32 protein-coding genes are annotated in these 26,690 nt (G+C 57.7%); 13 read left to right on the top strand and 19 right to left on the bottom strand.

The features are described 5' to 3' along the window. Position 1: 1 nt before the first annotated feature. Positions 2-433 (bottom strand): hypothetical protein, encoded by a 432-nt coding sequence (locus LYZ69_05575; GenBank protein ID MDV3277920.1) that lies wholly within the window; start codon positions 431-433, stop codon positions 2-4. Between the two features lie 398 nt (positions 434-831). Here LYZ69_05575 and LYZ69_05570 point away from each other — a divergent pair, with 398 nt between their 5' ends. After that, positions 832-1,494 (top strand): diphthine--ammonia ligase, encoded by a 663-nt coding sequence (locus LYZ69_05570; protein ID MDV3277919.1) that lies wholly within the window; start codon positions 832-834, stop codon positions 1,492-1,494. Position 1,495: 1 nt separating this feature from the next. Here LYZ69_05570 and LYZ69_05565 read toward each other — a convergent pair whose 3' ends face one another. Both LYZ69_05565 and LYZ69_05560 read right to left on the bottom strand, forming a co-directional pair. Then, positions 1,496-2,188, bottom strand: a complete 693-nt coding sequence (locus LYZ69_05565; GenBank protein MDV3277918.1) for a hypothetical protein — start codon at positions 2,186-2,188, stop codon at positions 1,496-1,498. Between the two features lies 1 nt (position 2,189). Beyond that, positions 2,190-2,738 (bottom strand): hypothetical protein, encoded by a 549-nt coding sequence (locus tag LYZ69_05560; protein MDV3277917.1) that lies wholly within the window; start codon positions 2,736-2,738, stop codon positions 2,190-2,192. A 98-nt stretch (positions 2,739-2,836) separates the two neighbouring features. On the opposite strand from LYZ69_05560, the gene LYZ69_05555 reads away from it, so the two are divergent. Then, the gene (locus LYZ69_05555) at positions 2,837-3,457 is read left to right on the top strand and encodes a hypothetical protein (protein ID MDV3277916.1); all 621 of its coding nucleotides are present in this window, start codon (positions 2,837-2,839) and stop codon (positions 3,455-3,457) included. Here the strand turns inward: LYZ69_05555 and LYZ69_05550 are convergent. Further along, positions 3,452-3,805, bottom strand: coding sequence for an iron-sulfur cluster assembly protein (locus LYZ69_05550; GenBank protein MDV3277915.1), 354 nt, complete (start codon positions 3,803-3,805; stop codon positions 3,452-3,454). The two genes, LYZ69_05555 and LYZ69_05550, sit on opposite strands and share 6 nt — an antisense overlap. Positions 3,806-3,910: 105 nt before the next feature. On the opposite strand from LYZ69_05550, the gene LYZ69_05545 reads away from it, so the two are divergent. Beyond that, positions 3,911-4,420 (top strand): nitroreductase family protein, encoded by a 510-nt coding sequence (locus LYZ69_05545; GenBank protein MDV3277914.1) that lies wholly within the window; start codon positions 3,911-3,913, stop codon positions 4,418-4,420. Here LYZ69_05545 and LYZ69_05540 read toward each other — a convergent pair. Then, positions 4,417-5,427, bottom strand: coding sequence for a TIGR03617 family F420-dependent LLM class oxidoreductase (locus LYZ69_05540; protein MDV3277913.1), 1,011 nt, complete (start codon positions 5,425-5,427; stop codon positions 4,417-4,419). The two genes, LYZ69_05545 and LYZ69_05540, sit on opposite strands and share 4 nt — an antisense overlap. Positions 5,428-5,535: 108 nt before the next feature. Here LYZ69_05540 and LYZ69_05535 point away from each other — a divergent pair, with 108 nt between their 5' ends. The 3 genes from LYZ69_05535 (at position 5,536) to LYZ69_05525 (ending at position 6,618) form a co-directional block, all read left to right on the top strand. Beyond that, positions 5,536-5,988 carry a DMT family transporter gene (locus LYZ69_05535; protein MDV3277912.1) on the top strand — a complete coding sequence of 151 codons (453 nt, stop codon included), beginning with the start codon at positions 5,536-5,538 and terminating at the stop codon, positions 5,986-5,988. Next, positions 5,976-6,305: a hypothetical protein gene (locus LYZ69_05530; protein MDV3277911.1), complete on the top strand. Its 330-nt coding sequence runs from the start codon at positions 5,976-5,978 to the stop codon at positions 6,303-6,305. The genes LYZ69_05535 and LYZ69_05530 overlap by 13 nt, the downstream gene beginning before the upstream one ends. 136 nt (positions 6,306-6,441) lie before the next feature. Further along, a complete protein-coding gene (locus LYZ69_05525) occupies positions 6,442-6,618 on the top strand; it encodes a hypothetical protein (protein MDV3277910.1) in 177 nt (58 codons plus the stop codon). 14 nt (positions 6,619-6,632) lie between these two features. On the opposite strand, the gene LYZ69_05520 is transcribed toward LYZ69_05525, so the two are convergent. The 4 genes from LYZ69_05520 to LYZ69_05505 all read right to left on the bottom strand — a co-directional run bounded on the left by LYZ69_05520 (position 6,633) and on the right by LYZ69_05505 (position 12,056). Then, positions 6,633-7,328 (bottom strand): alanyl-tRNA editing protein, encoded by a 696-nt coding sequence (locus LYZ69_05520; GenBank protein MDV3277909.1) that lies wholly within the window; start codon positions 7,326-7,328, stop codon positions 6,633-6,635. Between the two features lie 42 nt (positions 7,329-7,370). Then, positions 7,371-8,687, bottom strand: a complete 1,317-nt coding sequence (locus LYZ69_05515; GenBank protein MDV3277908.1) for an Nre family DNA repair protein — start codon at positions 8,685-8,687, stop codon at positions 7,371-7,373. 85 nt (positions 8,688-8,772) lie between these two features. Then, positions 8,773-10,803: an AAA family ATPase gene (locus LYZ69_05510; GenBank protein MDV3277907.1), complete on the bottom strand. Its 2,031-nt coding sequence runs from the start codon at positions 10,801-10,803 to the stop codon at positions 8,773-8,775. After that, the gene (locus LYZ69_05505; protein ID MDV3277906.1) at positions 10,800-12,056 is read right to left on the bottom strand and encodes a DNA repair exonuclease; all 1,257 of its coding nucleotides are present in this window, start codon (positions 12,054-12,056) and stop codon (positions 10,800-10,802) included. Before LYZ69_05505 ends, LYZ69_05510 begins: the two co-directional genes overlap by 4 nt. Positions 12,057-12,397: 341 nt before the next feature. On the opposite strand from LYZ69_05505, the gene LYZ69_05500 reads away from it, so the two are divergent. Further along, positions 12,398-13,558, top strand: a complete 1,161-nt coding sequence (locus tag LYZ69_05500; protein ID MDV3277905.1) for a site-specific integrase — start codon at positions 12,398-12,400, stop codon at positions 13,556-13,558. Here LYZ69_05500 and LYZ69_05495 read toward each other — a convergent pair. Together LYZ69_05495 and LYZ69_05490 are read right to left on the bottom strand one after the other, a co-directional pair. Next, the gene (locus LYZ69_05495; GenBank protein ID MDV3277904.1) at positions 13,532-13,732 is read right to left on the bottom strand and encodes a hypothetical protein; all 201 of its coding nucleotides are present in this window, start codon (positions 13,730-13,732) and stop codon (positions 13,532-13,534) included. The genes LYZ69_05500 and LYZ69_05495 overlap by 27 nt on opposite strands. 128 nt (positions 13,733-13,860) lie before the next feature. After that, on the bottom strand, positions 13,861-14,445 hold the full coding sequence (locus LYZ69_05490) for a hypothetical protein (protein ID MDV3277903.1): 585 nt from the start codon (positions 14,443-14,445) through the stop codon (positions 13,861-13,863). A gap of 107 nt (positions 14,446-14,552) precedes the next feature. On the opposite strand from LYZ69_05490, the gene LYZ69_05485 reads away from it, so the two are divergent. Then, the gene (locus LYZ69_05485; GenBank protein ID MDV3277902.1) at positions 14,553-14,861 is read left to right on the top strand and encodes a helix-turn-helix domain-containing protein; all 309 of its coding nucleotides are present in this window, start codon (positions 14,553-14,555) and stop codon (positions 14,859-14,861) included. A 71-nt stretch (positions 14,862-14,932) separates the two neighbouring features. Here the strand turns inward: LYZ69_05485 and LYZ69_05480 are convergent, their stop codons facing one another. Further along, entirely contained in the window at positions 14,933-15,319 is a 387-nt protein-coding gene (locus LYZ69_05480) for a hypothetical protein (GenBank protein ID MDV3277901.1), read from the bottom strand. A gap of 7 nt (positions 15,320-15,326) precedes the next feature. Continuing rightward, complete coding sequence (locus LYZ69_05475; protein MDV3277900.1) at positions 15,327-16,487, bottom strand: hypothetical protein; 1,161 nt, start codon at positions 16,485-16,487, stop codon at positions 15,327-15,329. 771 nt (positions 16,488-17,258) lie between these two features. Between LYZ69_05475 and LYZ69_05470 the strand changes: the two genes are divergently transcribed. Together LYZ69_05470 and LYZ69_05465 are read left to right on the top strand one after the other, a co-directional pair. Continuing rightward, entirely contained in the window at positions 17,259-17,885 is a 627-nt protein-coding gene (locus LYZ69_05470; GenBank protein MDV3277899.1) for a hypothetical protein, read from the top strand. Positions 17,886-19,682: 1,797 nt separating this feature from the next. Next, a complete protein-coding gene (locus LYZ69_05465) occupies positions 19,683-20,177 on the top strand; it encodes a universal stress protein (GenBank protein MDV3277898.1) in 495 nt (164 codons plus the stop codon). Positions 20,178-20,802: 625 nt separating this feature from the next. Here LYZ69_05465 and LYZ69_05460 read toward each other — a convergent pair. From LYZ69_05460 to LYZ69_05450, 3 genes are all read right to left on the bottom strand, one after another. Continuing rightward, on the bottom strand, positions 20,803-21,024 hold the full coding sequence (locus tag LYZ69_05460; GenBank protein MDV3277897.1) for a transposase: 222 nt from the start codon (positions 21,022-21,024) through the stop codon (positions 20,803-20,805). Between the two features lie 575 nt (positions 21,025-21,599). After that, the gene (locus LYZ69_05455; protein MDV3277896.1) at positions 21,600-21,839 is read right to left on the bottom strand and encodes a hypothetical protein; all 240 of its coding nucleotides are present in this window, start codon (positions 21,837-21,839) and stop codon (positions 21,600-21,602) included. Positions 21,840-21,956: 117 nt separating this feature from the next. Beyond that, entirely contained in the window at positions 21,957-22,355 is a 399-nt protein-coding gene (locus LYZ69_05450; protein MDV3277895.1) for a DNA-binding protein, read from the bottom strand. Between the two features lie 227 nt (positions 22,356-22,582). Here LYZ69_05450 and LYZ69_05445 point away from each other — a divergent pair, with 227 nt between their 5' ends. After that, positions 22,583-22,801, top strand: a complete 219-nt coding sequence (locus LYZ69_05445) for a hypothetical protein (GenBank protein ID MDV3277894.1) — start codon at positions 22,583-22,585, stop codon at positions 22,799-22,801. Positions 22,802-22,808: 7 nt separating this feature from the next. On the opposite strand, the gene LYZ69_05440 is transcribed toward LYZ69_05445, so the two are convergent. Both LYZ69_05440 and LYZ69_05435 read right to left on the bottom strand, forming a co-directional pair. Continuing rightward, the gene (locus LYZ69_05440) at positions 22,809-23,798 is read right to left on the bottom strand and encodes a hypothetical protein (protein MDV3277893.1); all 990 of its coding nucleotides are present in this window, start codon (positions 23,796-23,798) and stop codon (positions 22,809-22,811) included. A 145-nt stretch (positions 23,799-23,943) separates the two neighbouring features. Beyond that, on the bottom strand, positions 23,944-24,240 hold the full coding sequence (locus tag LYZ69_05435) for an SRPBCC family protein (GenBank protein ID MDV3277892.1): 297 nt from the start codon (positions 24,238-24,240) through the stop codon (positions 23,944-23,946). Between the two features lie 152 nt (positions 24,241-24,392). On the opposite strand from LYZ69_05435, the gene LYZ69_05430 reads away from it, so the two are divergent. Both LYZ69_05430 and LYZ69_05425 read left to right on the top strand, forming a co-directional pair. After that, positions 24,393-24,674, top strand: a complete 282-nt coding sequence (locus LYZ69_05430; GenBank protein MDV3277891.1) for a hypothetical protein — start codon at positions 24,393-24,395, stop codon at positions 24,672-24,674. Between the two features lie 50 nt (positions 24,675-24,724). Beyond that, a complete protein-coding gene (locus tag LYZ69_05425; protein MDV3277890.1) occupies positions 24,725-25,168 on the top strand; it encodes a hypothetical protein in 444 nt (147 codons plus the stop codon). Here LYZ69_05425 and LYZ69_05420 read toward each other — a convergent pair. Further along, positions 25,162-26,202 (bottom strand): hypothetical protein, encoded by a 1,041-nt coding sequence (locus tag LYZ69_05420; protein ID MDV3277889.1) that lies wholly within the window; start codon positions 26,200-26,202, stop codon positions 25,162-25,164. The genes LYZ69_05425 and LYZ69_05420 overlap by 7 nt on opposite strands. Positions 26,203-26,690: the final 488 nt, after the last annotated feature.

The following is a 26,690-nucleotide window of genomic DNA, read 5'->3' as shown; positions in this document are numbered from 1 at the left end:
ATCATTCATTTCTTGCGCGAGACGTCCAAGTCCACCCCGCCTCCTGCATCGCCCTCACTTTGGCTGCCGCCGTCTTGTACGCCTCCACGAAGTCTGCAGCGAAAATGTCCGCCTGCCTCTCAGTTCCCCTGTGCTTGCCGCTCACAGACCTGAGGTGGTGGTAGAACTCATGTATCATCACGAACGGGTCGTAGAGGTACTCCATCTTCGCGGCGAGGATTTCCTTCCTCTCCAGCGAGTACACAGCCGCCACTCCCTTAGTGCGCCCCTCAAGGACCCCCACCCGCAGCCTTGGCACCCTGACTCTGTAGTGCTCGCAGAGCAGCCTGATGGCCTCCTCTGTTCTCGAGTCCAAGATTGTAGCCACGATGAGCGCCTTGAACTCCTCTTCTGTCTCTGACCCATCTCCCCCTCGCGGGGGCGGATTCTTCAATTTCCCCACGATAGCGAAGGGGCTACGAGGGAATTCGCCATCATGACTGAGAACAGCGTAAGGGGCTTAAACTCTTCTGGGGCGGCTGTCCACTGCCTTGAGCTGATTGTCAGATATGATTGATTTGACTGCTCATGTTGGCTTCCGGGCCCTCTTTCACGCATGAGCATGAGCCACCGACGGCACATTAGGCTGGACGGCCCGAAGGTAACTCGCCTGAAGGGCGCATCTCATCTGCTCCTCACAGGCTGAGTCTCCTGGAACTCCAAGGGGAGTGGTAAATCAGCGGAGGCTCTAGCGGCTCGTCCCTCACTGATGTCTTTACGCAACTACCCGGCGGCCGAGGCTTTCCATCCAGCCAACGGTTAAAGGCCCGTCGACCCTTTGTGCCGAGACAGATGCGCGAGGCGTTGCTCTGTTGGAGCGGCGGAAAAGACAGTGCCATGGCGTTTCACGAAATAACGAAACAGGGTCTCTTCCATGTTCCCTCACTTCTGACGACTTTCACACGCGATTTCGACCGAGTCAGCATGCACGGGGTGCGGAGAGAGTTGCTGGAGCAACAGGCAGAGATGCTGGGGCTACCCGTCGAGAAGGTTTGGATAAACAGGGGCGCCGACAATAAGGAGTACGACGCCAGAATGCGTTTCGCCCTAGAGAAGCACAAAGCCGCCGGCGTCGAACACGTCATCTTCGGCGATCTTTTCCTTCAGGACATCAGGCGCTACAGGGAGGAACGGCTGTCCGAGCTCGGGATGCACTGTGTCTTCCCTCTCTGGGGACGGGAGACGTCAGCGTTGGCGAGGTCTTTTATCGACTCTGGGTTCAAAGCAATCGTGTGCTGCGTGGACCCGAAGGCGTTGGGCAGGGATTTCTGCGGTGCGGAGTTCGACTCTCAGTTCCTCTCGAGGCTACCCAGCAAGGTCGACCCCTGCGGCGAGAATGGAGAGTTCCACACATTCGTCTATGATGGTCCCCTGTTCAAGGACGGAATCGGCGTCAGCGTTGGCGAAGTTGTGGAGCGGGACGGCTTCTACTTCGCTGACATCGTCCCTCGTTGATCTAAGGGGCGCAGAGTGGCGCGTACGTGCTAGGGTTGTAGGAGCAGTATGTCCACGCAAAGACAGTTCCGTTGAGCGCTGGAACCTGATCTGCCCCGACGGAAGCTGTCTGCCACCTGTGGACCGAGTCCCACGTCCAAAGCAACCAAGCCCTGTTCACCGCCGGGTCGTCCTGGATTCCCGCGAGGCCAGTGACGAAGTGCTCCCCGTAGCTCGGGTACCACGTGGCCTGCATTTTGCCGTTCACAACAACCAGAGTGACGATGTAAGCGTTCCACCCTGGCTGTACAGCCGTTTCATTGAACCATCTCCTAGTCCCGTTCCCGAATTCGAAGAACACGTTTACCGAGTAGGCGGCAGAAATTGGCTCGGCTCTCGACAGGTTGAGGTAGCTCCGCCAGAGCAAAGCGAGCGCAAGGCTTGCCCGCGCGTACGTGGGTGAGCTTGTGTTGAGACCGGAAACCGCCTGTGACAGCAACGATATTGTGCTGTTATAGTCCTTCAGAGCAACTTGGTAGGAGGAGCTGAGCGACCTGTACTCGCCCAAGTTCACTCTGAGCTCGCCGGCGTAACTCTGCGCCTCCGAAGATTGCTGCTGGTACTGGTTGTAGTAGTTGAGCGCGAGAGAGGACGCTAGAAGGCTGGTAGCTAGCAGTACAGCGATGGCTCCGTAGAGCGCCTCCTTGGGAATCATCTCAACTCATCCTCCGCGCCAGACGAGGGATGAGAATGGTAGCCACTACGGGAACGAGGAACGCGCCCAGGACGAAGTCACTCACTTCGTGGGCGACGGCGAAGATGGCTCCCTGCAATTCGTAGCCAACCAGCATCGGAACGGTGAGCTGTGGCCAGTTGTAGAGGAGAGCAGTGGCCGCGTTGGTCTCGAAGTCCCAGCCGAACGCGCATATTGCCATCACCGCACCGATGAACAGCGAGGTGGGCGAGACAGCAGAGAGCCTATCCCTCCAAATCTTGGAGGTCGCCCATCCAGCTACAACGAAAAGCAGTTCACCCGTCACGAGGAATGGGGTGATTGACCCGGCAACTCCCCACGGGCTGACGAAGCTCCAGATCGTCTCCGAGAGGACTGCCACTGCAGCACCCGTTCCAAGGCCGAAGACGAAAGAGCAGATGAAGACAAGGGTGTCGAGCAATTTGACATCAGGAAACTGAGCAAGCGCGAAGTTGGAGCCGACGATGGCAGCCGTGAACACGGCCACAACCGCCACCGAATGCGTGCGCATAGTGGTTGGATAATCCATCCAATATAAAAGTTCAGCCAGCACCCTTTGCGGAGTCAGGAATCAGTTAAAACGACGAAGAATCCAGACACTGTTACGCGTTGCCCTCGCTCTCCTCCCTCCTGCAGATTGCGGCCAGCGAAGGCCGCGGACCTTCGCCGAGCTTCACACGGGGCCACTTCCTCCTCGCCTTCCTGTCCATCGGCGACAGCAAGATGATTGGCAGGCAGGCGCTCGCACGGGAAACTGGTCTGGGAGAGGGTGCCATCCGAACAATCCTGAAGAAACTGACAGAGCACGGATACATCGAGACCATCGCTTCCGGTTGTCGCTTGACGACCTCAGGCCGCAAGGTCTACGCTGGAATCAGGCAGAAGCTGTCCCGCGTCATCCCTCTTGAGGGCACAACACTGACCGTGGGCAGCGCTCAGGCCGCTGTAGCCGTGAAGGCCGGGGCGCGGAACCTACAAGCCGGCATCGAGCAAAGGGATTCCGCAATCATGGTCGGCGCCTCGGGGGCAACGACCTACGCCATCAAGGGAGGCAGGTTCACGATACCCGGGGGCTCTTCCAACTGCGAAAGGGACTTTCCGAGTCCCGCGTGGAGAGTGCTGAGAAAGGAGATTCCTCTGCGCGATGGGGACGCGGTCGTGTTGTGCGGGGGAGAAAGCGGTCAGAAGGCGAAGGTCGGGGCCATATCCGCAGCCCTGACTCTCCTATGACTGCTGGCTCTGTGTCTGTTGCCCGGACTGCGCCTGTCCCTGCGCCTCTGCCGGCTTGTTTACCTGTCTGTTTATCGCGTCTGAGAAATAGTGGCCGGTCACGATCACCTTGACGTTCTTCACTCCCTTCACATGCATGAGGTTGTCCCTCAGGTCCTGAGAGATCTTCAGTGCGAACACTGGCGGGCAGAACTGGGTGGTAGCGTGGTACTCGACGTCGATGTTCCCTTCCTTGATGTCAAGCTTGTCAATCAAGTTCATCTCGACTATGGGCATCCCGATCTCAGGGTCCACAATCTTTGATACCTCTCTCTGCACTTCTTTGATATCAACCTGTTCGACTGCCATTCCTACTCGGGGTTAGATTCAACTTCTGGTATAAAAAACCAGCGTGGGATTGCCCTCGCGAAAGCTACGGCAAGGCTATTACGGACGCCCCCTGTTCTCAATCACATGGACACCTTTGATTGCATAGCGACAAAGCTCGAGCCGACAGAGTACGCTGAGAAACGCGTCCCCACGGACGTCAAGAAGAAGGTCCTTGAAGCCGCACGGTTGACCGCCAGCGGCGTCAACTACCAGCATTGGAGGTTCGTGCTGATTCAGGACCCTGCTCGTGTGAAGAAGCTCGCCGACGACAGCACGACGGGCCACTGGGTGGGGGGTGCAGACTTCGCGGTTCTCGTGCTCACCAATCCGAAGTACAACTTCCACGCCTTCGACGCTGGGAGGGTCGTGCAGGACATGGAGTTAGCAGCATGGAACTACGGGGTCGCTTCCCGAGTCTTCACCGGCTTCGACAAAGAGAAGGTCGCCCGCGACTTCGCCCTTCCCTCAGACCTGAGCCTCACCGTCGCCGTCGGTTTCGGGTACCCCGCCAAGAAGCTCCTGGGCAGGAAGAACAGACGACCTCTGGGCGAGATAGCATTCCTGGACAGGTACGGACAGAAGCTCCAGCTCTAGTTCCCGGGGAAACCCTCGACTAGACCTTTCCAGCCTTCGCCCCCGTCGAACGGAATGTAGAAGCGAACCCTGTCGACCATCCCCCGATACTTCCTGGCGACTTCGCCGCCAATCGTCCTCCAAGTCCCCTCCACAACGAATTCGTCGAGCACCTCCTCTCCAACCTCATCCGCCATCTTCCCCCACTCTCCCCTGACAGAAAGCTGGTGGAGTCTGTCGCAAACGTCCCCCCAACCGTGGAGTTCCATCACCTTCCTGTAGGTTCTCGTCGAAGCGTAGAAAGCTATCTGGTTCCTGTAGAACTGTCTTACGTTCTTGATCTGGGCCTCGTCGTCCCCCACAGCCGCGAACACCGAAGCCGCGACCGCCACGTCCTCCCTTCTTCTCCCGACCTTCTCGAGTCCCCTCGACATGGCTGGCAGTATCGCCTCCTTCAGGTATCTTGCTGTGTGCAGGGGGTGAACGTGGAGGCCGTCCCCTAGCCTCCCAACCAGGTTGCACATCCTCTCGTTGACCCCAGCTATGTAGATTGGGATCATGGGATGCTCTATTGGTCCAGGACTGAAGAATGGCGTCATGAGGTCTATCTTGTAGAACCTGCCCTGGAAGTCAAGCTTCGACCCGGTCTGCCAGCTCTCCCAGACAGAGCGGAGGGCCAGGATGACCTCGCGCATCTTCGGCGCCGGGCTCTCCCATTTCAAGCCGAACCTCCTTTCTATGTGCCCTTTGACCTGGCTCCCGAGCCCAAGTATCAGCCTGCCGCTGGAGAGGTTCTGGAGGTCCCAGGCCGTATACGCGAGCGTTGTCGGACTCCTAGTGAAGGCGAGTGCGATTGATGTGCCAAGCATGATTGACCTCGTGCTTGCGGCCGCTAGGGTGAGCTGTAGGAACGGGTCGTGCTTTGTTTCGTTGACCCACAGGCAGTCGAAACCGAACTCCTCCGCCTTCTTCGCGAGTTCAGCTGCCTCAGAGGGCGAGGCTGCGAACAGCTCGGCGTCAATCTTCAAGGCAGGTCGACTCTCGTGCGAACAACTCTTAAACCCGAGGCATCAGAAATCGGGGCAGACCTCCATGAGTCCGCCTGCGCGAATCGACGCTCATTCGTTTAATACCGCGTGGCGTCGGGGAAAGCGTCTGACGTCATCTTCATGTCATCTCTCCCCATCCTACTGGGCCTGACGGCAGCCGTCTGTTGGGGGTCGTCGGACTATATCTCCCGCTACCAATCAGAGAAGGTCGGCCACTACAACACTGTGGTCTATACCCTCTCGACGAATCTGCTAGTCCTCTTCCTTCTGTTCCCGCTCCTTCACCCTCCTATCGCGGTCAGCCCTGCGCCTACTCTTCTCCTCGTGGGAGCCGGGGCACTCAACTTCTTCGCTTTCATCTTCCTCTACAAGGCCCTTCACAAGGGCGTCGTCTCTGCGGTCGCCCCAGTCGCCTACACATACCCCGTCGTCACCACCATCCTTTCTGTGTTTCTCCTCGGGTCGGTACTCACGGTGTCGGAAGCCGTCGCGATTGCTGGCGTGTTCACCCTCCTCTTCCTCGCAGGGTGGTCGAGATAGACTACTTCACGGCTGTCCAGCAGGGAAAGGTGAGGGTGAAGAAGTCAGTGGACTCCCTGCAAGAGGTCGCCGGCCTGTCATACCCCGTACTGTTCCTGAAGATGGGCCGCGAGGACTGGACGCCAGTGGGAGAGGAGGAACTATTCGCGTTGGTAAACGGAAAGGAAGGCACGGCGGCCGTCGTGCTCTGCGACGCCGATGGCAATTCGAAGGCGATTTCAGGATGGGTGTCCGCCACCGATGCGGAACGGTTCTGCTCGAGTCTCGCATCAAGTGGTATCAGGCGATACGAAGGCGAAATCAAACTCCCAATCTAAAGCGCGTGTTTATTAAGCGGAAGGCACGGAGTAATCTCAGTCCTAACTCCGTAAGGTTCGCAGCTCCGACGATCTTGGAAAAGCTCGACGTAGCCCGGCCTGCGTATGTTGGGCGGAAAAATCAGTGGTGAATTGGATGGCAAGATGTTCGGTCTGCAAAGGACACGCAGTAGCAACGTGCGCGGAGTGCGGCATACAGGTTTGCATGTCTCACAGCACCACTATCTTCGACGAGACGACGAGGTCGATGAAGTCGTTCTGCGGCAACTGCACGGCCAAGAAGATGCCGCTGTGGGTAGCGAGAAGGCGCTAGACGCGCCCACGTGATTAGCGCACCGTGAAGTACATCCTTCTGTTGTTCTTCCCCTTGTTCTCAGTCCTGAGCCCGACGACAGCCCCTATCTCGCTCGTGTTCCTGACGTGAACGCCGCCGTCAGCCTGCGTGTCCACATCGCCAATCTGCACGATTCTCAGGACATCAAGCGACGGTGGAGCCGCGTTTGCCAGTTTTACCAGTCCCGGGAGCTTCATAGCCTCCTCCGTTTTCATGAAGTAGCTCCTGACTTCGACGCCTCTCGCTACGACAGCGTTCACCTCATCGACGTAGCTGGACATCTTGTCCTTGTCGAACTGCTCTAGATTGAAGTCAACGCGCGATTCGACCGGGCTGATCTGGTTGCCGGTTATCAAAGCGCCAGTCTCCCTGTGGACGACAGAGCTCAGTATGTGCGCGGTGGTGTGCATCTTCATTATCCTGTACCTCCTATCCCAGTCAAGCACCCCGTGGACTGTGGTTCCCTCATTGAACCCCGGCTGCGTCTGAAAAACGTGGATGATTTCCTCCCCCCCTTTGACGACCTCGCCAAGCCCAAGTCCATTAATCGTCCCCAAGTCAGAAACGAGCCCACCTCCCCTAGGATTGAACGCAGTCTGGTCAAGCACGACTCTGCTGCCTTCCACGGAGACCACAAGTGCGTCGAAAGCCTTGATGTACGGGTCACGCCAGTAAAGTTTCTCTGTCATCCGAACTCTAGCTTAACTCCGGCTCTATAACGTTGTCAGCTGTCAGTAACTGGTAATCTTCGTCTGCGTCAGTTCCCTGGAGATGAGGACGCTCTCCCTCATCCACTTGGTCTTTGATATCGATAACCTTGCCAGCGCCGACTTCATCGCGCCCCTGAAGGTGTCGTGCCCCTCCCACTTCTGCTTCATGAGCGCCCTGATGCTCTCCCTGACGTTCCACACGCCAAGGGGCATTATGTAGCCTGGATACGTCTCCCTAAGGACGACAGCCGCAGCCTGCCTCCTCTCCCGGTCGAGCGCCTCGGTAACGGCCAGTCTCGTCGAATAGTAGCATCCTCCGACCTTCGCGTACGTCGTCCTGCCGAAGTGCTCCTCATAGTCTCCGATCATGTACGGTTCGTTCGTGAATTGGTTCCAAGTCGTGTTCGGGAACCAAGCCTCAATCCACTCGAACCTCCACGGCTCGGGCATCAATATCGCGACATACTGGTTGTCGTAGACCCTGAACGAATACACTCTGTACTCGTCAATCGTTGGATTGTGCTTGACCTTCTCGATCAAGCCCAAGCTGACGGAGCTGTCGACAGCCGTGATGCTCCACCTAGTGGGGACGATGCGCCTCTTACCTCCCTCGCCGAACATGCCCAAGCTGAAGGCCTTCTGGATCCTCGTGACCAGCACCCCCTTCGAGTAGAGCTCCTCGATCGCTCCCGCTGCTTTCAGGTTCCTGTCGTAGTGTGCCTTCTCGATTCTTCTGTCAACTCGCGCGTTACCCAGCTTGAACTTGTCCAGCGGGGCCGAGGGACCGTACGGCTGGGTGTCTTCGCTCAGCGTCAGAATCTTGCGCGGTGCCTTCGTGAGCTTCAGCTCGGCGTCGACCGGCCTGTCCGCCATGGCGAGCTCCTGCAGTGTGGAGAGGAACCTGTCAGGATTTTTTGCGTCGGTCACTGTGGCCCTGGAGTTCCCCCTGACTAGCGAATACCTGTAGTCGACTATCTGCTCGATGGGCTTGCCCAGCCACTCCTCCGGCGTGTCCAGCACTGAGGTGTCGCCGTATCTAGGAGGGACCATCGGCCCTATCGAGACCCTCGGGTATCCCAGCCTGCCCACGAAAACGCCCGGCGGCGACGACCCCTCGATCATCGGCCCGGAGATGGAGTCTCCCAGCTTCGCCATCGACTGCGCCTTGACGATGATGGGGCACCTGGTCTTCCCGCAGAGCAGCTTGGTTCCCCGACACCGGAGGCACATCCAAGCAGGGGGCGACTCGACTACCTCGATAGACCTCGCAGCTTCCTCCTCGAGGCCGGTGACGCTCGCAGGCAGGACGCTTGAGAGCCAGGTTATCCTCTTCGGCAAGTTAGGACGGGGAGAAACCCTTCAGGCGATTCTTAAAGTGCGTGCGCCCGACTGGAGCCGTGCCACAGGCGTAAGTGAAACTGTCCTACGCCCCGCCCTGCACAACCCTGGAAGCCCCGTTCTCCTTGACCACTTTGTAGACCTGGTCCGCGAAGCTCTCCAGCTCCTTCTCGTGCGAAACCACTATTACTTGGGCGCACTCAATCTCGTCCAAGACCTCCCTGACGCTGCCAAGCTGCTCCCTGCTGAAACCGTCAGTGGGCTCGTCGAGGATGAGTATGTTCGACTTCATCGTTGTCGAGACCCTCTGCACCAAGGTGTTCAGAGCCAGCCTGTAGGCGAGCGACACGCTCGTCTTCTCCCCTCCGCTGAGGAAGTACACGTCCTGTTCGTATCCGTCCTGGGAGACTATGGGAGTGAAGCTCTCGTCGACCCTTACCTCCTTTCCAGGGTCGTCGACCAGCGCGCTGAACCATTTCTGGAACAACGAATCGAATTCTTGGTTGAGGCTCTGCATCACGCTCATCTCGATGAGTTGCAGAGTCGGAACGAAATAGTCGGCCAGCCATAACTCGTGCTCCTGCAACACGTCCCTCCTTCGCGCCGCTTCTTCCTTTCTCGCTATCTCGTCCCGCATCTCATCCTGTCTATCCTTCATCATCTCCAGCTTCTCGGTCAGCCTCGAACCGACATCCCTCAACTCCCTCAACTCCTTCTCCGTCGCCTCCAGGGTTCGTTCCGCAACGGTGAGCTTCTGCGCTACACGGGCGAGGGGAACAGCCTTCGCCGAAAACTCCTTCGCTTTGAGCTTGGCAAGCCTGGCCTCTTCCTCGGCCTTCGCGGCTCTCTCAGTCCTTCGTTTCAGCTCAACCTTGTGCCGCTTGAGATCCAGCTCCAGGTCTTCCAGTTTCTTGATTTCCAGTTCGTACTCCCTGGTCCTCTTCGAAAGCTGTCGCATCTCCTTCTCTTCCGATCTTGTCTCGTGTAGCTCCGATGCCACATGTTTCTGTTCGGCCCTCTTCGCCTTCTCCCTGTCGACGTACTCGCGCGAATCCACAGGTCTGTCACAGACCGGACACTTCCCGCCTTTCATGATGCTCTGGTAGTCGTCTATCTTCGAAGTCAGAGTCGCATCGAGCGCAGTCAGCTTCACCACCTTGTCCTGGAGGCTTTCCGCCCTGCTCTCCAGTTCGGAAGCTGTCAGGCGGTAAGGAGGCTTCAGTTTCTTCAGACGGCCGATCGAGAGTTCGAGGGACTCGATCTTGGTAGCGACTTCGCGGGTGCCTTCCGTCTCCTCGGCGGCGACTTCGCCCCTCTCTTCAGCCCTTCTCTCGTGAAGCTTAATCTCCGCGTCTGTCCGCTCGAGATCCAGTTCCTGCTCGCGCAGCTGCTCCCTCTCCATCTTGATCTTCTCAAGCTCCGCTACCATCTGACTCTGCTTCTTCTTGACATCCTCTGCCTTCCTTGTCTCGAGCTTCCCCTGTCTCTCCGATTCCTCCAGGCTCGATCTCAGCTCCTGAGCGCCCCGAGCCATCCCTTCGAACTCGCCGGCCTTCCTTCTGACCTCCCTCGCGAGTTCGGCAGCGTTCTCTGCGGCTATCTTGTAGTCCTCGATTCTGAACGCCCTCCTGAGGACCTGCAGTCTGAGGTCGGGACTCAGCCCGAGCACGGCCTTCATCTCCTCCTGCGGCGTGTAGACTGCATACCTGTAGATCCAGCTCTGCGCCTTGGGGTCTGGAACCTCGTTGAACTGGAGGACCTCCAGCATCTTCTCCTTCAGCTCGGAAGGCGAGAGGTCCAGCTGCCCCTCTGGCGTCTTCAGAGTGCAGTCCGTCTGCTGGACGTGCTTTCCTTTCCTCACCAGTCTCCTCTCCACCCTGTACTCCCCCCCATCGGCCTCGAAGACCATGGCCACGGCTCCCTCTGTCGAGCCAGCCCTGAGCATCGAAGCTCCGGCCTCCGTGCCGAACCCGAAGAAGGCGAATTCGATGGCCATCAGGAGGGTAGACTTCCCCGAGCCGATGTCCCCTTCGAAGAGAGTCTTCCCGAGGGGGAATCCCACGGTTGCTTGTCTGTAGCTCCTGATGTTTTCCAAATCCAGGCGCTTGATGATCAAGTATGCACCTCCTCCAGTTTCATCATCCTCGCGCCGTCCCTGACCATGCGAGTCTGGTAGTCTCTCTTCGCTTCGCCCATCTTCGGTGGCTGCCGTAACAAGCGAAGCAGCTCCTTGCCGAGAAGCGAGCCGCTGTGGCCCTTGAGGCCGGGGGCAGACACCTTCACGCTCCCTATCCGGCTCTCGAAGAACTTCTCCTCAGTCGTTGCCGGGTCCTCGCCGGCTGCGGCGGGCTTGCCAGACTCCCTAGAGGTCAGGCTGCTCCTGTTCAAGTGAACGTAGAGCGCGCCTCTCCCCATCAATCCGAGCTTCATCCTTCCAAAATCGACGTCAGCGACCCTCCCTCCCGCAAGCTCGCCGTACGCCTTGATGACAACGACCTTTCCCGACACATCCAATCGTCCTAGGTCTTCACCAACCCTTCTGTTCGCCTCGACTGCGTTGGCCCCTCCTAGGTCGTACTCCTTGTACAGACTCCCGAAGGTCTGAATTGGGATGAATGACGTACCCTTCACCTTGTCATCGAAGTCGACCACGTAGAACCCCCTCTCCGCGCCCCGGGCCGTATCCTCGAGGTCCCTGCCGTAGCCTGTGAACAGCGGCCCTGGAAACACAATCCTGTCGTATCCCGACAAGCTGAACTCACCCCTCTGGTGTATGTGGCCACCTGCGTAGTAGTCGAGGCCCCTCGGGAAGAGCGAGATATCCACCGTCTCCATCTCTTTCAGGTTGGCAGGCCTGAACTGCGTAATCCCGCTGTGGAAAGCGAATACTCTGAAGCCGCGCTCTTCCTCAATCGCCGCTCTGTCGAGGATTTCGTAGTACCTGCTCTCCAGCCCGACCTTCCTAGCAGAGATGCCAGCAATCTTGGCGCCCGTCTTCTTGTCGACAGTCAGTCCGAGCTTCAGCCTCCCAGAGTCCATCTTCGGCCTGAACACGTTAGTCAGGACGCCGACGGTGTTCAGGATGTCTATGACCGACGTCCCGTTCGGCGTGTAGTCGTGACTGCCGTAAATCGCGTAGATTGGTATTCCTTGTTCCTGCGCCCTGATCATTACCTTGATGGCGGAGTCGACGATCCCGAGGTCTGGTATTCCCACGTGGAAGAGGTCCCCGCAGATCAGAACGAAATCGACGTCCAGCTCGATGCACCTTGACATCGCAGCCTGGAAAGCCTCCATTTCGAGCCTCTGGAGGTGAGGTTCCCTGTGTGCCCCGAGGTGGACGTCTGCCATATGGGCGAACTTCGGCAAGCGAAATCGCCGATGACGCTCCGCATACTTTAAGCCTCCAGTGGACGCGTGTCGGCACGTAGTCCTCCTTTTCCATGAAGTGCTCGGGCGGAAACCCGCGTTAAATGGTCGCGAACCGTTGACATGATATCAGGGAGGTTTGACCACACACGCCAGTAAGACGCTCGCCCCACGGCTTCTTCGCACGGGGCGTCAGGGACTACGAGACATACCTGAAGGCGGAGGGATGGAAGAGCGAGTACCGCAGCGTCCAGAAGCTGCTGAACCACCTCGCAAGGCGAATCAAGAGCGAAGGGAGCAGGGAGGCCTACCTGAGCTGGCTCTACCGCTTCTGCAGAAAGGTGGGGAAGAACCCCGACGAGGTGCTGGAGATGGAGAGGCACGAGCTGAGGGAGAGCGTGCAGGACTTCGTGGACGAGAAGGGCAGGAGAAGCGGGGAGACGGGGAACCTGGCGAGGGCGGCGCTGGGCGCCTTCCTGCGGTCCAACGGGTTTGACGGGGGCGACAAGGGAGTCATCCAAATCCGGGGCTTCTTCTCCCCTGCCAGAAAGGCCATCGAGATGTCAGACTACGTCCCGTCGAGGGAGGAGATCTACAGGATGGCGAACGCGGGCAGGGTGAACAACCTGCGGGACAGGGCGGTGATCCTCTTCCTCTACGCGTCGGGGCTTCGCCAGGGCACGCTCAGGGGACTGCGGTACGTGGACGTCAGGGAGGAGCTGGAGGGCGGGACGATCCCCTTGAAGGTCCCCGTCTACCCGGAGATGAAGAAGGTGGTGCCGGACGCCTGCAAGGGAGCGGTCCCGTACTACACGTTCATCACGAAGGAGGCGGCGGATGAGCTGAAGGTCTACCTCGCCGAGGTCCAGGCGCAGGCTGGGAAGCTGACGGACGGGGACGTCCTCTTCAACGGGTGGAAGCACAACCGACCCATACGGGAGAATCGCGGGCCGATGGGAAGGTCGACGATGGAGCGGATCGTCAAGGAGGCGGCGCTGCGGGCGGGGATAGAAAGATGGGCCGACGTCCACCCCCACTGCCTGCGAAAGGCCTTCGAGAGCGTCCTGCGGGAGGAGAACAGCGACGGGAGGAGGCTGGACACCAAGACGCAGGAGTTCCTGATGGGGCACATACTCCCCGGGGCCCAGGAGAACTACTACGACAGGAGCAAGGTGGAGTGGCTGAGGAAGGAGTACGCGAAGTTGGACTTCTCGGCCACTCCTTCTTTCAGCAGGGGGGAGGTGCTTGGGGCAATCAGGAGGGAGATGCTGGCGACGAGGTACTCCGAGGAAGAGCTGGGCCAGATGGGTGACCTGTCGGGGCTGACTACGGAGCAGTTCGTGGAGGCCCTCAACAGGAAGGCGCTCAGCCGCCAGAAGGTCGTCCCGGCTGGGGAGGTCAGGGCGATGGTAGAGGAGGGCTGGGAGTACGTCGCGCAGCTCCCCGACGGCAGCGTGATCATGAGGCTGGCGGGGTCAAGGCCCCAGCTCAGAGCGGAGTAGCCTGTCGAAGACTTCGAACTTGGCGAGGGCCTCTGATGCGGGGAGGACATCCTTCTCGGCAAGGATGACGCTCCTGGCGGTGCTGCCGGGTGGTAGCAGACGCCTGGCCGCGTCCTTGACCCTTGAAAGCGAAATGGTTTCGCTATCTGCTTCGCTAGTGCGCGGGACTTGCATGGCAACATGGCGGCCCTCGCCTCTTAACGGCCGGGTTCGGGCCATACGAAGTAAGCGTCCATCTCCTGAATCGGGCGGATTACTCGGCGGAGGTCATAAGCAAGCTCACACCCTTGACTCTCGGGGAATCATTGGCGCCTGATTCTCCTCTGATGGCGTGATTGCAATCTAACTCGTCTTCGAAGCTCGCCAAGATCGCGCGGACGGTTTCTTACGTAGTAGTACAGGAAGTCCGAGAGCGTACCCTCGACGAGTTTGATGAGATCCTCATCGTCCCCAGTCCTGAATTCGGCGACCCTCATGCCCACCGCCCTGAGGTCTTCCTTGAGCAGGGAGGTCAGGCATGTCGCGTCGTCAGTCCGTTCTATGAAGACGACGCACTTGAAGGCGAGTTCAGGGTTGTGGATCACGTAATCGAGCTCCCTGATGTCTCCCTGGTTCTTCCCGGCGAACGTCAGCACGAAGAGGTTGACGTTCGACCTGTTAATCGAGAAGACGCTCTTGTCGAAGGCATCCTTGAATTGGGACAGGTCTGGAAGGTCTCTGACGAGGTAGGTCTGAGCGTACCCATCTCTCTTCAAGCGGTCTCTCAGTTGCTTGAGCCGCCGCGCTTCCGATTCTGGATGGTACGAACCGTAGATACCGACCTTCAGCGAGGGCTTCCGCCCAAGTATCATCGCCAGCCAGTGTTCAGCTTCGTCCTTCACGTCCAAAGGCAATCAAGGCTGGGTCTGGTGGATTAATTAGACCTCGCTGCATGAACATCAATCCAACTTGATAATCATCAAGTTAATATACTCGTCCTGCGCGCACCCCACCCATGTCAGCGATAACAGAGTACACGAGACGGATTCCGCAAGAGGTCAGGAGCATCCTTGAGGTCCTCGGGGAGCCGAGCAGGATGGGCTTGCTCAAGGCACTGGCAGAGAAGAGAGAGCTCTCCTTCAGAGAACTGCAGGGGCTCGCCAGGCCGCTGAACGCTAGCACGCTGACCTACCACCTGAAGGCTCTGATGAAGGCAGGGCTCGTAGAGAACCACTACAGGAAGGTGGCGGGAAAGGGCGACTACTCGTTCTACCAGCTCACAGGACTGGCCAAGGAATTCATGAAGCGACTCGGCATCGCCTAGATGGGTAGTTCAGTCATTCATCGTATAGATTAGGACCTCGGCTCTCCGCCGAAGAGTTTGCACACCGGTTGCTATTTCCCCCACCTTGTGCTCATTATCCGCCAGTGCTTCCTCAGCCTCTCCACGTAAGCTTCCAGCTCCTCTTCCGTCCAACTCCCAATCCTACAGACGTCGAACACCCTGAGGGCTGGGTAGTGAAGGAAGGTCCCGCGGGGCATCCCTTCCGCAATATCCTGGCTCACCGCACTCAGAAACTCTTCGGTGAAGCGGTACTTGCCCTTGCCCCTGACACTGCTGTTCATTATCACGCCAGAGCCGGCTAGCGCCCGGAGGATCCTGGTCGCGCTGCTCCTGCTCGCAGGTAGTTCCCTGACATGGGACGAGCTGAAGTCGACGCCCTGCACGAGCATCTCGACAGCGATCCTCGCGGTCAGCGTTTCTCTCACGGACTTCGGCACGCCGAATTCACACCTTCCGCGCCTTCTTCCCCCTTCCCTGTGGGAGGCTCAACGGGCCCACGACCTTTTGGTCCATGATCTTCTGCCAAACGTTCTCCTCGGCGAAGGCCACCCCTAGGTCGAACAGTTCAGCGGTCTCCTTCGGCTTCATGAGCTTTACCGAGAGCGACCCTCCGACCGCGTACCTCTTCTTGTCCAGCGGCTCGACGAAGGTGTAGAATGCCTTGGCGCAGTGGTGGCAGCCAGCGCTGAACCAGACGAGGGCCTCGGGCGTCGTGGTGAACTCCTCCCCGCCTGGTTCGATCGGGAGCCGCGTGGCCTCCGCCTCCATGTGAAGCTCCATCAGGTTCCCTGCCCCACACGCAGGACACCGCACGATGAAGACTCCCTCCTCATAGGGTACGAGCTTCTCCTCGTGCCCCTTGGCGCGATCTACTTTCACAGCGGAGACGGAACCTGCTGGCTTCTCATACTCGGGAAAGACGTCGTTGAACCACCGAAAGATGTAGGCGGAGTCCTTCGCCTTCGCAGCGTCCTCCACCTTGTCCTCGCGGAAACGGAAGCCAGCCGTCGAAGCAGAAGCCAGACAGAACTCCCTCTCGTCCTCGATTTTGCAGAGCTTTTCGAGGTGGCCCAGCCTGAACCTGAAGTCGGTGGCCTTCTCCACCTCGTAGAGCTTCCTGAGCCTCCCCTCGCCCAGCCTGCCCGCGAGGTCGTAGAGGCGTCTCAGGTCCACGCTGAGCTCGCCGGGGCGGATCGAGTCATTGATCCTCCCGATGCCTGAAATCTCCTCCAGGATAGAGAAGCCCTCCCTCTCTCCCTTCTCGTCCTCGTTCTCGCTCTTCGCCCTGACGAACAGCCGCAAGAGGGAGTTGTCGCCCTTGTCGACGTACGCGTAGAACACCGCGAACCTCTCTTCCCCGGTCTGTTCATGGAGAAGCTTCAGGGCGCAGTAGCGCTTGACGCCGATGTAGACCCAGTAGCCCTCCTTCCCGTCGCCCCGGGGGACGACGCGCCCGGGCTCGAGCTGTCCGTTGGGGGTGTCCTCGTCGGCAGCAGACTTGATTAGGGCGGCCAGCGGCTCGACCCTGTACCTGAATCTCACAACGGTCTTCGGGTGCGGCTCGACCAGCCTGAGGGGTATCGCCTTCAGTTCGGCTGCGGTCATGATGCTCCGTCGCAAACCCCCGTCCTTTTACGCAACTAGCCCGAAAGCAAGATATCGGCGGGAGAGGTGAACGAAAGTGACGATTCCCTCGTCCGCTCGCAACCCTGATACGATTGGTCTTGGTCTCTACTGATTGGCACCAACTTCTTGCAAACTTGGACATTCGCGTGAGAAGGCCTAGTCAAACGGCGCCCGGTGAACGGTTGTGATAGTCATGGCGGCTTCAGCGTCAACCCTTGAATCTGGAACCGAGGTTCAACGCTTGACTCTTGACCAAGGTGGACATCAGCGGCCAAAGTGGACACGACAAGGTGGACATCCAACACCAAAGTGGACATGCCGAAGCTGTCGCCCTCTTCAATGTGGACATATCAAGACTTCTTCAGCGGCCAAAGTGGACATCGCAGATGTCACCCTTTGGGTTCTGGATGTCACCCTGTGGCCTGCGGCATGTCACCCTTCCGTCGGTGGATGTCACCCTTGGCTCCAGGCGATGTCACCCTTTGCGGCTGGGATGTCACCCCCTTGCTCCCAAACCCGTTAGAACGCCTACAAGTCCGTCCCGCGTTAAATACTCCCACCCACTCCTAGCGTGCTAATTCATTAGCAAACCAACCCCCCCACCGAAAAACAGAGGTCCGTTCCAGTAGGAGCGTGCCGTCCAAGAAGCGATAGCTTCGGCCATGCCTGAACGACAGTGTCATCGGGACGATGCCCCGAATCAGAAGCCGCGCACTCGGTGCGTTATAACATCCGCAAGCTAAGGATTCTGTGACCAAGCTTCGAGGGCTTAGGACGAGGCTCTGTCCGAATTGTGGAACGATGACGCACCACAGGACGCTCTACGTGAAGACCGAGTCGGCCGGTATCTCGAGTTGGTTCCAGATCTTCTGGACCTGCACAGAATGCGATTCGTTGAATCACGTCATCCTACCTCGCTACAGACTTGCGTCTGTCCCGCCCAACTTGCCTTCGGCGCTGGCAACGAGCGTTGTCGACGCCCTGAGGACGGGCCCCCTAGTTACGGCCGAACTGCTGACGGAACTCAGACGTAGGCGGAACCGAGTCCCACACGTCTTCAGCTCCGAGGTCGAGATGGTCCTCGGATATCTCAAATCGAGAGAGGTGGTCATAGGGGAGACGATTGACCGCACTGCGCTGACCATCGACGCTCTGAGGGCCAGACCCTGGAAGTCGAAGCACCTGGGTCCATGCCCAGCCGAGCTGAAGCAGGGTGTCGTAATGGAAAGTCTGGTTTCCTTGTACGCCCAGAGGCTGGTGTCGGTCGCCAGTGAGGGTCAGGGGCCAGGAGCCCGCCAAATGAGGCTCGGGCCCGTCGGCGTGTTCTGCCTTCACTGTCAATACTGTAACATCGACCAAGATGCGTTCGTAAGATAGAGGCTGACTGGGGCATCCGTAGATGATTGCGGCTGTATTAATGCCTCCCCCATTGTGTTTTTTTTGGACCGATTTCTGGGTCTATACGGATTGCTGCGATTGCATGATTGTTGGTTAAACAGGGACGGTCGTAGGTACCGACGGCTTGGTTATTCTCCAGTCCCTAGTGTGTTTGTCGGGTCTCTTCCTGGGGATATACGGCCGCTTCCTGCGCCATTGACACCGATGTCCATTAGGCCTTCTGAAGAGCACGGTCAGCCGTAGAGAGTTGCCGCTGAATAATACTCTCCCTCCTAGTGTGTTTTTTGCACCATTTTCACGGTCTATACGGATGCCCCGCTCTTGAGATGATTCGCGTTCAATGGGCTAGGTACGATTGCGTTGTCCAGGCGGGGGCCTAGGTTTCATACCGCGAAAGAATCGATGGTCTACGATGTCAGTGATACCGTCCTCCTTGTAGATTGTTAAGACAAAACTGTAGTAACGTCGGATGCCGTTTTCCACCTCGTCCAGATATGACAACAGTGAACGAGGAACCCGTGGTCCGTCAGGATATCGAGAACTTTGTTCGAACTTGGACAGGAAGTCAAGGAGGCAATAAAAAGAGACCAACAGATTGATTATGCCTGCATAGTTTGGCAACACACATTCCATCAGATAGTCAGCAGGCTCCCCCGTGTACTTGCCAACGGGACGTGTCTTGACATAGTCTCTCAGCAGCCTGCTTCTGGTGATCGCCGCAGCGTATGCTTCGAGAGAACGCTTGACCAACTCACGCTCATTCATGCTTCCAAGAAGCTTCGCAGTAATGGATACCAACCCCACCAATTCTTTGTCGGCTCCTATGTCGTTGGAATAACGGATTAGCGTGTCTAGTGTTGATCTTTGTCTCAGCCTTTCTGCCGGATTGTGTCTAAGGCTTTTGGGGTCGGCGAATCCGGCGAGTTGACTCGATATCCTACTGGACAGTTCCTTGTATGCCTCGTCTCCGAACACATCTCTTCCTTGGACGAGCGGACTTATTGACATCATGGTAGGAAAGTTGCGTAACGAACCAGAAAACACCGGGTACGAGCTCTTGATCAGCTTCTCTAGCGATTGCTGAAGGGCGAAGGTCTTCCTCATGGCGGATTGGGAGATACGGGGCATCTTCGGGGACGAGAATGCCATGGAAGGCGCCATCGATGCGCGCAAAAAGTACGGCGAGTTCGAGTGGTGGCACTCGACAGGTGGAACCTCTCGGTAAGGCTCAAGCAGAGGAATAAGGAGCTTGAAAGGATAGCCAAGAGGACTCTCGAGATTCATTACGGTTGGGTGGAGTAGGAAGCTCCTCTGGGCAAGTTCGATGCCAAGGAGGAGGCGGCTCGACGAAAGAAGCTAGGGAGATGAGGAGAAGAAGATGAAGGCTTCGCTGCAGGAGATTCACTGAAACCCTGACACCCGGCTACATGGCGATCCTTATCCGAGCCCTTCCCCATTTGTACACCAACGCAACCATCAGCAGCACAAGGAAGCAGCGGGAAGCCTCTGCAAGAGCCGCCCAAACCATTAGATGAAAAGGACATGAAGCGGCTATACCTGGAGGAGTGCCGAGGGCTCAGAAGGCAGGCGCAGAGGTTCGGCGTGAACCAAGAGACGATAAGGCACCCGCTTGAGCCTCCGAGTATGCGCAGGATTTTCAGGGGGTAATATACCCATGGCCGAGTTCACCAGACGGTTGCGTCGCTGCGCGATGGATAGAGAATGGAAGTGCGGTCCCGCTTATTAAGGGAGCTTCCATTGCTTGTATATGGCATGATGGATGAAAGGTCGAGTCCATCTCAGAAAAGTGAGTCTGAGCATCCGAGCCAGGAAGGATTCAGGAAGATACTGGTTGGGTTCGACGGGTCGGAACACTCCACCGAGGCTCTCGGCGTTGCCTGCGTGCTGGCTAGGAAGTATGACGCGGGAGTTGTCGTGGTCAACGTCTTCTCCTCGCCAGTCTATGCAGCTATGGGAACCATGATACCCGTTGCCGGCATGGAGGCCGTAGAAGAAACCGCGAAGAAGAGGGCCGAAGAGTTAGTAGGTAAGGCAGTCGGCATCGCCAAAGGGGAAGGGGCCGAGGTGACAGGGGAAGTGCTGAAGGCGGCGTCTGCTGTCCAAGCCATAACCGAGTACGCCCTTGCGAACGACATCGACCTCATAGTCCTCGGCACAAGGGGTCTGACGGGGTTCAAGAGGATGTTGCTGGGCAGCGTATCGAGCGGAGTTGTCACGCACGCACACTGCTCAGTTCTTGTTGTGAGATGAGAGGCGGGCAGGGTTAACGTATGCTGCAGGAACATCGAGTTTCTACAGAGGGTCTTGGGGGGTTTCCCTGCTCAACGCCTGACAGGGCTGACGGAAACCCACGGCAAACAACGAACGGCGCTGCCGGAAGGGAAGGCCTCCAGTAACATGGGTTGGAATGGATTTCGTGCGATGGTAGGAGGGTCATTTGGGCAGCGGCGCTCAAGTTTGGATGAACCGACTCTAGGTTCCAGCTCATCTCCGCACCTTAAGTGGAAGGTTCGCGCACCTCCTGCAAGCCTTGTGCACTGATCCATCGGGTTCGATTACAGCTATGTTCGCTAGGGTAACATTCCCGGCCTGGTCCTCCAGCTTCACCACCTGCCCGCAGTACCGACACCTGTAGGTTAGCGGTCCCAGCGGGCTCGTTGAAGGAAGCCCATCGCGGCTCATCTTTCTCCTGGTCTCTCGTCTCCACGTATATACACAAGCCCGTGCCAATCATTCCGAAGGCCCCTGACAGGTGTCAGCCAGCGCTCACGTTTGTGGGCCTTGGCCGAGGTTGCCATGAAGCTCAGCGACGCGGTAAGAAGAACGCGGTCGGCTAATCGAAGCGCGCGACTGGGGAGGCCGAAGCGCTCTGGCGTCACTTCGGTGCCTGAGCGAATGGAAGAAGCTGCGGCTGCTCCGCCGACGTAATGACATCCTCCGACCTCCAAACATCGACCTTGAAATGATCTCTCGAGAGCTTCGCTCCGCACTTCTTGCACCTGAAGCCCAACGGCTTCAGGACGTCCGCTGGGTTCCTAAGGCTGAACCCGGAGTAGAGTGTGCAACCGCATGTTGAACATAGAACCTGATATGTCAAGCCAGAATCGGCAAGGAAAATAACCCGAACGCGATATTAAGGGTTCCGAGCGAGTTCGATTGACCCGTAAGTCAGCAGGGACTGGAGAGGGAGAGAGCAAGCAACGACGAAGAACTGAGGAGAGTAAGGGGATTCCGTCGTCTGTCAAGCTTGAACCGAGAGTGGTAAACAAGAGGTTCCTCTCAATGCACACAAGCCTGAAGAACACTTATGAGGTTGGAAGGAAAACAATTGACAATGAATGAGAGAGCACAAGTGGGAGTTCGAAGCATGTGTTGGCAGACTGATTGGCAGCGGTCATGAATATTTCAGATGCTTGCATTGCGACGGGATATGGTGTGAAACGCATAAGGAGCACGTGCGTGGCAGTGAAAATTGCGTGCTCGAGCTGCCGACTGCTCAGACTCCCAGTTCGCCAAGGCGAGTCATACTCGATTCCGTGGTTGCAATCGTCATGGCAGGCGTAATAGAATGGTACGCCTTGGGAAGCCTGGATTCGTTTCTTGGTGTTCAATTTGATGTTCGCCAATTCATCGTAATGCTGTTTCTTTCTGTATTCGTGTATCAACTCTCGATCATACAGAGGTACAGACGCTCCAAATCAAGTTAGTCAATATCCTGCCAGTTCTAGTGACGATTGCGGTTGCGCAAGCCCTTCTTGCCTTAACTTCAACCTTGATTTTCTTTGGGTCAAGCACGGCGCCGAGCACCCTGCAAGGGTATCTGGACGACTTCAGGATGTCATCCGAGTATCTCAGCTCGAAGCCCGAGTAGATGGTGTGCCCGCACTTCGAGCAAGCGAGTTCGTACGTCAAGCGGGATGTGCTGGCGGGGCCATCCCAAAAACCGTGGCAATAGCTTTTTCTTGGCGGCTTTGCCTGTCTTTCTTCCCCCAGAAGGCTCTTCGTCAGTGGAAGCCGCTTGTTTGTCGCTCACTGCGCCTTGCTGATGATGACCTCTATGGTCGAGATGTCCCTTGGATTCCCGGCCTCGTCCAAGACAGTATCGGTACCTATGCGAATGCTCTGGATTTTGAACTGACCTGAACCGAGCCTCTTCGTGACCACCTCAGCCACGTCCACAGTTCTGCTGATCGCCATCCCCCTGGCCTTCACCACCACCTCGCTAAACTCTGTCAGTCGCATAAGCACCATCATAGCGTAATCCATCATCGGCCTCTTTGTTCCGACATAGATGTGGTTCGGAGGAGGCCTGCCGGCTTGGCCCTGCGACTCGGGTGGAACGCGCGAACCCATTCCGACGAGTGGCCCCTTGGCAGGCCCCGAAGCCTTCTCCTCAGCGGGCGAAGAGCCGGCCGACAATCGGTGCATCATAATGACCCTGTCGGCCGCCCTCAAACGAGTAATGGTGAAACGCTGAAACATCGTGAAACGCCATTTGAGGGTGGTGAGGCTTCTTGGTCGCCTTTTTGCATACCTGATCGGCGCAGCATGGGTTCAGATGTGCCACGAGTGTGCTACTGCGGTAGGTTTCTTGTGAGGACCAAGCAGAGTCACCTCGCCTGCATGCAGTGAAAGCGGCCGCCTGGGATCTGCGAGTGCCGTCGTGTCTGAACTTCATTCTCATACCACCCAAGCGGCAAGCGGAGAAACGCGGCTGGTCGACGGGAGCAATCTCCTGCTATCCGGAAAAGGGATTCTACGACATGAGAAGGACGACGAGGACGTTGCTGAAAGCGATCACTGGGGTGAGGATGAAGAGAGGGCTGCAGAACCCTTGTTCAACCTTAGTCAGCCCACGGGAGAAGAACACCTAGGCGGCCCCTATGCGGCTGGGGCTTCGGCCGGCTGCTCCTCCGCTGCGGGTTCGGCCTTCATTAGCTCCAATTCCTTGACTCTGGCTCTTGCAGTAGCAAGCTCAGCACTAATTTCAGCCAGCTTGCGCTCGCTCTCCGTGAGCTTCTCCCTTAGGGCTTCGAACTCGCCCTTCGGCGCAGACCCAGCGAGCTTGCTCTCGAGCTCTCTCACCTTTGCCTCGAGCTGTGCTCTGGCCGCGTCTAGCTCAGCTCTGGGCACGGACTCTGCCAGTTTGACCTCCAGCTCGTGAGCCTTGCCTTCAACAGTCGCTCTCAACGCGTCCGCCTTGGCCTTGGGAATGGATTCTGCGAGTCTTGCTTCGAGCGCCTGTACCTTGGCTTCAGCCTCGACCTTTGGAATTGACTTCTCCAGCTTGGACTCCAGCTCTCTGATTCTGGCCTGAAAGGTCTTGGACTCTGTCTGAAGTTCCTTTATCCTATTATCGGAGCGTTCTAGCTCCGTCTGCAGTACTGACTTTGATAGTTTTGATTCCAACTCGCTCACCCTGGCTCTTAGAGACTCAACATCGCCTCTTGGCACTGACCGAGCAAGCTCTCCTTTCAGGCTGTCCATGGTGGACTGAAGCTCGCGGATTCTGACTTCGGCATCCTCCTTGGGCATCGACTCCTCCAGTTCTTTCTCAAGATTCTTAATCTTGGCTTGTAGCCTTGAACTGGTCTCCTCTGCTTCACTCTTGGGCATCGACTTGGCGAGGTTCGATTCAAGCGTCTTTATCTTGGCTCTAAGAGCTTCGACCTCGCTTCTGGGCACGGACAGCGCGAGCTTGGCCTGAAGTTCGGCAGCCCTTGCCTCCAGATCCCTCCTGACAGCCGCCAACTCGGCCTTGGGGGCGGAGTCGGCGAGCTTGGACTCGAGATTCTTGACTCTTGTTCTAAGCCTCCTGACCTGAGGTGCCTCTACCTTGAGCCTTGCTTTCCTTCCAGCCTTTTTGACCAAGAGAAGCTTTCACCAATAAAGTAACTCTTGCCGAACTAAATAAGTATATCACGCGGCGAGGAAAGCCTTCTCTTTTCCAGAAACTGTTTCGCAAGCTAGTACCGGAGAATAGGTTCGGGGAGTTTTGGAGGAGCGTAGTCAGGCGTTACAGGAAGAACATGAAGCTTGACGATAACAAGACATGATACATCATCAGGGCCAGGGAGAAGGGCGAGAGCATAAGGTTCGCGGCAGAAACACGCGGCCTTCCGCCAGAAGGGCTTCCTCTCTCCACGTGAACCGTGTCCCCTTCCCTGCCGACCACCCTCAGAACTGTCACTTGGCCAGACCACCGCGGTATTGCTTTGAAGTCGGTGTACGCCGAGAAGACCCTCTCCCGCGGAGCCTTCACCACTCGGGAGACCTCGACGTGCAATGCGTGCGCCTGGACCCACGTGGCCATTGAGGCTTCTTGGACGCTTCACACAAGCGCGTCTAGGCACGGGAAGGCCCGAGCCTCCTGCCGCTCCATCGCGCAAGTCTATCGAACTTCACGGCTCAATCAACCCTTTTCAGTCTCTCCTCAGAAATGCCTTCAGCGGCCATGGTTGGGCCATGCAGACAGTCCAAGACTACGCTGCCCTGAAGGCGCAGCTTGAGGAGAGGGTGGCCAACCTAAAGCGGGAGAGAGACTCCGTAGTGAAGGAGGTCGAGTCGCTCAGTCAAAAGGTGGCCATGAAGGAGCTGGAGAGGCAGGCAAGAACCCTGGAAGGGGAGCTGGGTGGCCTGAAGGGTAAGAAGAGCGTCCTAGAGCAGAAGCTCGCCAGCCTTGATGCCACGCCGGCTCAAATCACCCCCCCACAGCAGAGGCCTCCCGTTCGGCCGGTCGGCCAGTAGCTATCGCTGATTCGGGCTGCTGAGGCACAGCGCTGGTGTCTCCGCCGGAGATGCAGTCGAAGTTAGAAGGGCTTAGTTTCCTCGGCGCGCAGGATCCTCCTCACCCGTTGGGCGAGCACTCGGAGGTGACGAGCACGTTCCTCAAACACTGGCAGGAGGCCGAGCAGCCCGTCGAGAGCAAGTTCGCGTCAGAGGCGCTTTCAGGGGCGCTAGTGGTCGACGGAGACTTCGTTATCATCGACTACCGCCTGGACAAGCTGGTGCTACTGGTCCTGGAGAAGGAGCCGGCGACGAGCGTCTCTGTGTCAGCAGAAAGACCCGAATCGACCTGGTTCCCTGGCTCACGGCGTCGGTCCGAACCTGCAAAAGCGGCCGTGGTCCGGCTGCCCCGCAGTCTGAACCTAGGAAACACATCCTGTTCACCCATTGATGCTAGACTGAAGGCGAAGGTCGAGAGCTGGTCAAGTCCCAGCTGCCGGACCGTTTTTCATTGAGATTTGGGTTCCTGCCCTCCCGCTTCTGCCTTCGATGCCTCAGAGACGGGTAGAGCCTCGGTCCTCTCGGCTCTCCTTGGCCTCCTCCTACGGGCCTTTGAAGCGCTCCTAGCACCCGGCCTTACCGCCTTGGAAACTCTTACCTCAATCTTAGACACGCCCTTCTCAATCCTCGAAATCCTGTCCTCCGTCTTGGCAATCCTGGCGAGGCTCCCTTCTATCTTTGACATGCTCCGCTCGATCTTCGGAATCCGTCCCTGAGTCTTCGCCGCGAGGGCTGCCCTTCTCTCTATCTCTGACGACCTCTTCTCAAGGCCTCTCAACTTTCCGCCTATCTCCGAAGCCCTCTCCTCCACCCCGGCGATTCCCTCCTGCAGCTCGTTCAGACCCTCCTCCACCTTCGAAGTTGTCTCTCCCACGCCCCCCACCCTCCCCTGAATCTCCGACTCCGTCGCCTCGATTCTCGAGAGCGCCCCTTCGAGGCCCGTCATCCCTCCCTCTATCTTTGACACCCTCCCCTCTACCTCTCCCACTTTTCCTCCGACCTCTGATTGTGCCTCGGTTATCTTGACCAGAGTCTTCTCATTGCCTGCGACTGCTCCCTGAATGGTCGAGACCTTCGCCCCGAGTTCCTCGACCCTCCCTACCATGTCCGACATATCCTTCTCGATCTTCGACAGCAGCCCATCGAGGCCGGCCACGCCCTCGCCGGTCTTGACGACGGTCCCCTCGAGTGATGCGACCTTCCTCTTCGTCTCAGAAGCTGACTCATCGACCGTCCGCCTCAGGCTCTTGATGCTGGCGTCAAGGCCACCCGTCTGGGTGGCCAGATGCTTCTCTACCTTCCCCGCGCCCTTTGCAGATTCGTACGACATGTAGAGGAGCAATCCTATCAGAAGGACAGAGCCGAGCCCGACGCTGGAGGTCACTCCCAGGGCGCCGAACACCGGCAGAGGCAGGAAGAGGCCTAGAGTGTCCAACGCGAAGAGCACCATCAGGGCATAGAAGACCCATCTGATGCTGATGGTTCTCACCCTTTTGGGCCAAGCGGACACCAGTCCATCACTTTTTTAGTTCGCGTTCGACCGCCACCCATCTATTAAATAAAGAAACGTGCCGGCGTCTCTTTTGACATAGCTTCCGCTGGGCTATTCGCGTGCTCCTTAGGTGTTGTATTTGCTCAATACGCGCATCATCTCTTCGCTCATCCGCGAAACGTGTCCCTCGATCCGAGTTCCTTCTAGAACCTCTCAAAACATTTGTCGAAGGCACGCTCCTAGACCTCGTTCGCCACCTTGACCTTCCTCCGCCAACCTGTGAACATCATGGGTTTCACATCCCTGAGTAGCGCTCTGAAGAATCCGACTCCGTCTAGCCGTCCACATACTTCTTTACAACGAAGCAATGCCGATTCATCCCTTGTCGCCCCGAAAAATCGAGAGAGATGGCAAGGCTCATCTCGATGCGAGGTCTACAGTTCTGTACCGCTTTACCCGGCCTTAACCATCTCAGGCACTGCCCT

The organism is Nitrososphaerales archaeon (assembly GCA_032906765.1).
Lineage (GTDB): Archaea > Thermoproteota > Nitrososphaeria > Nitrososphaerales > Gagatemarchaeaceae > DASPPF01.
This window is presented reverse-complemented; position numbering and strand designations above follow the sequence as displayed.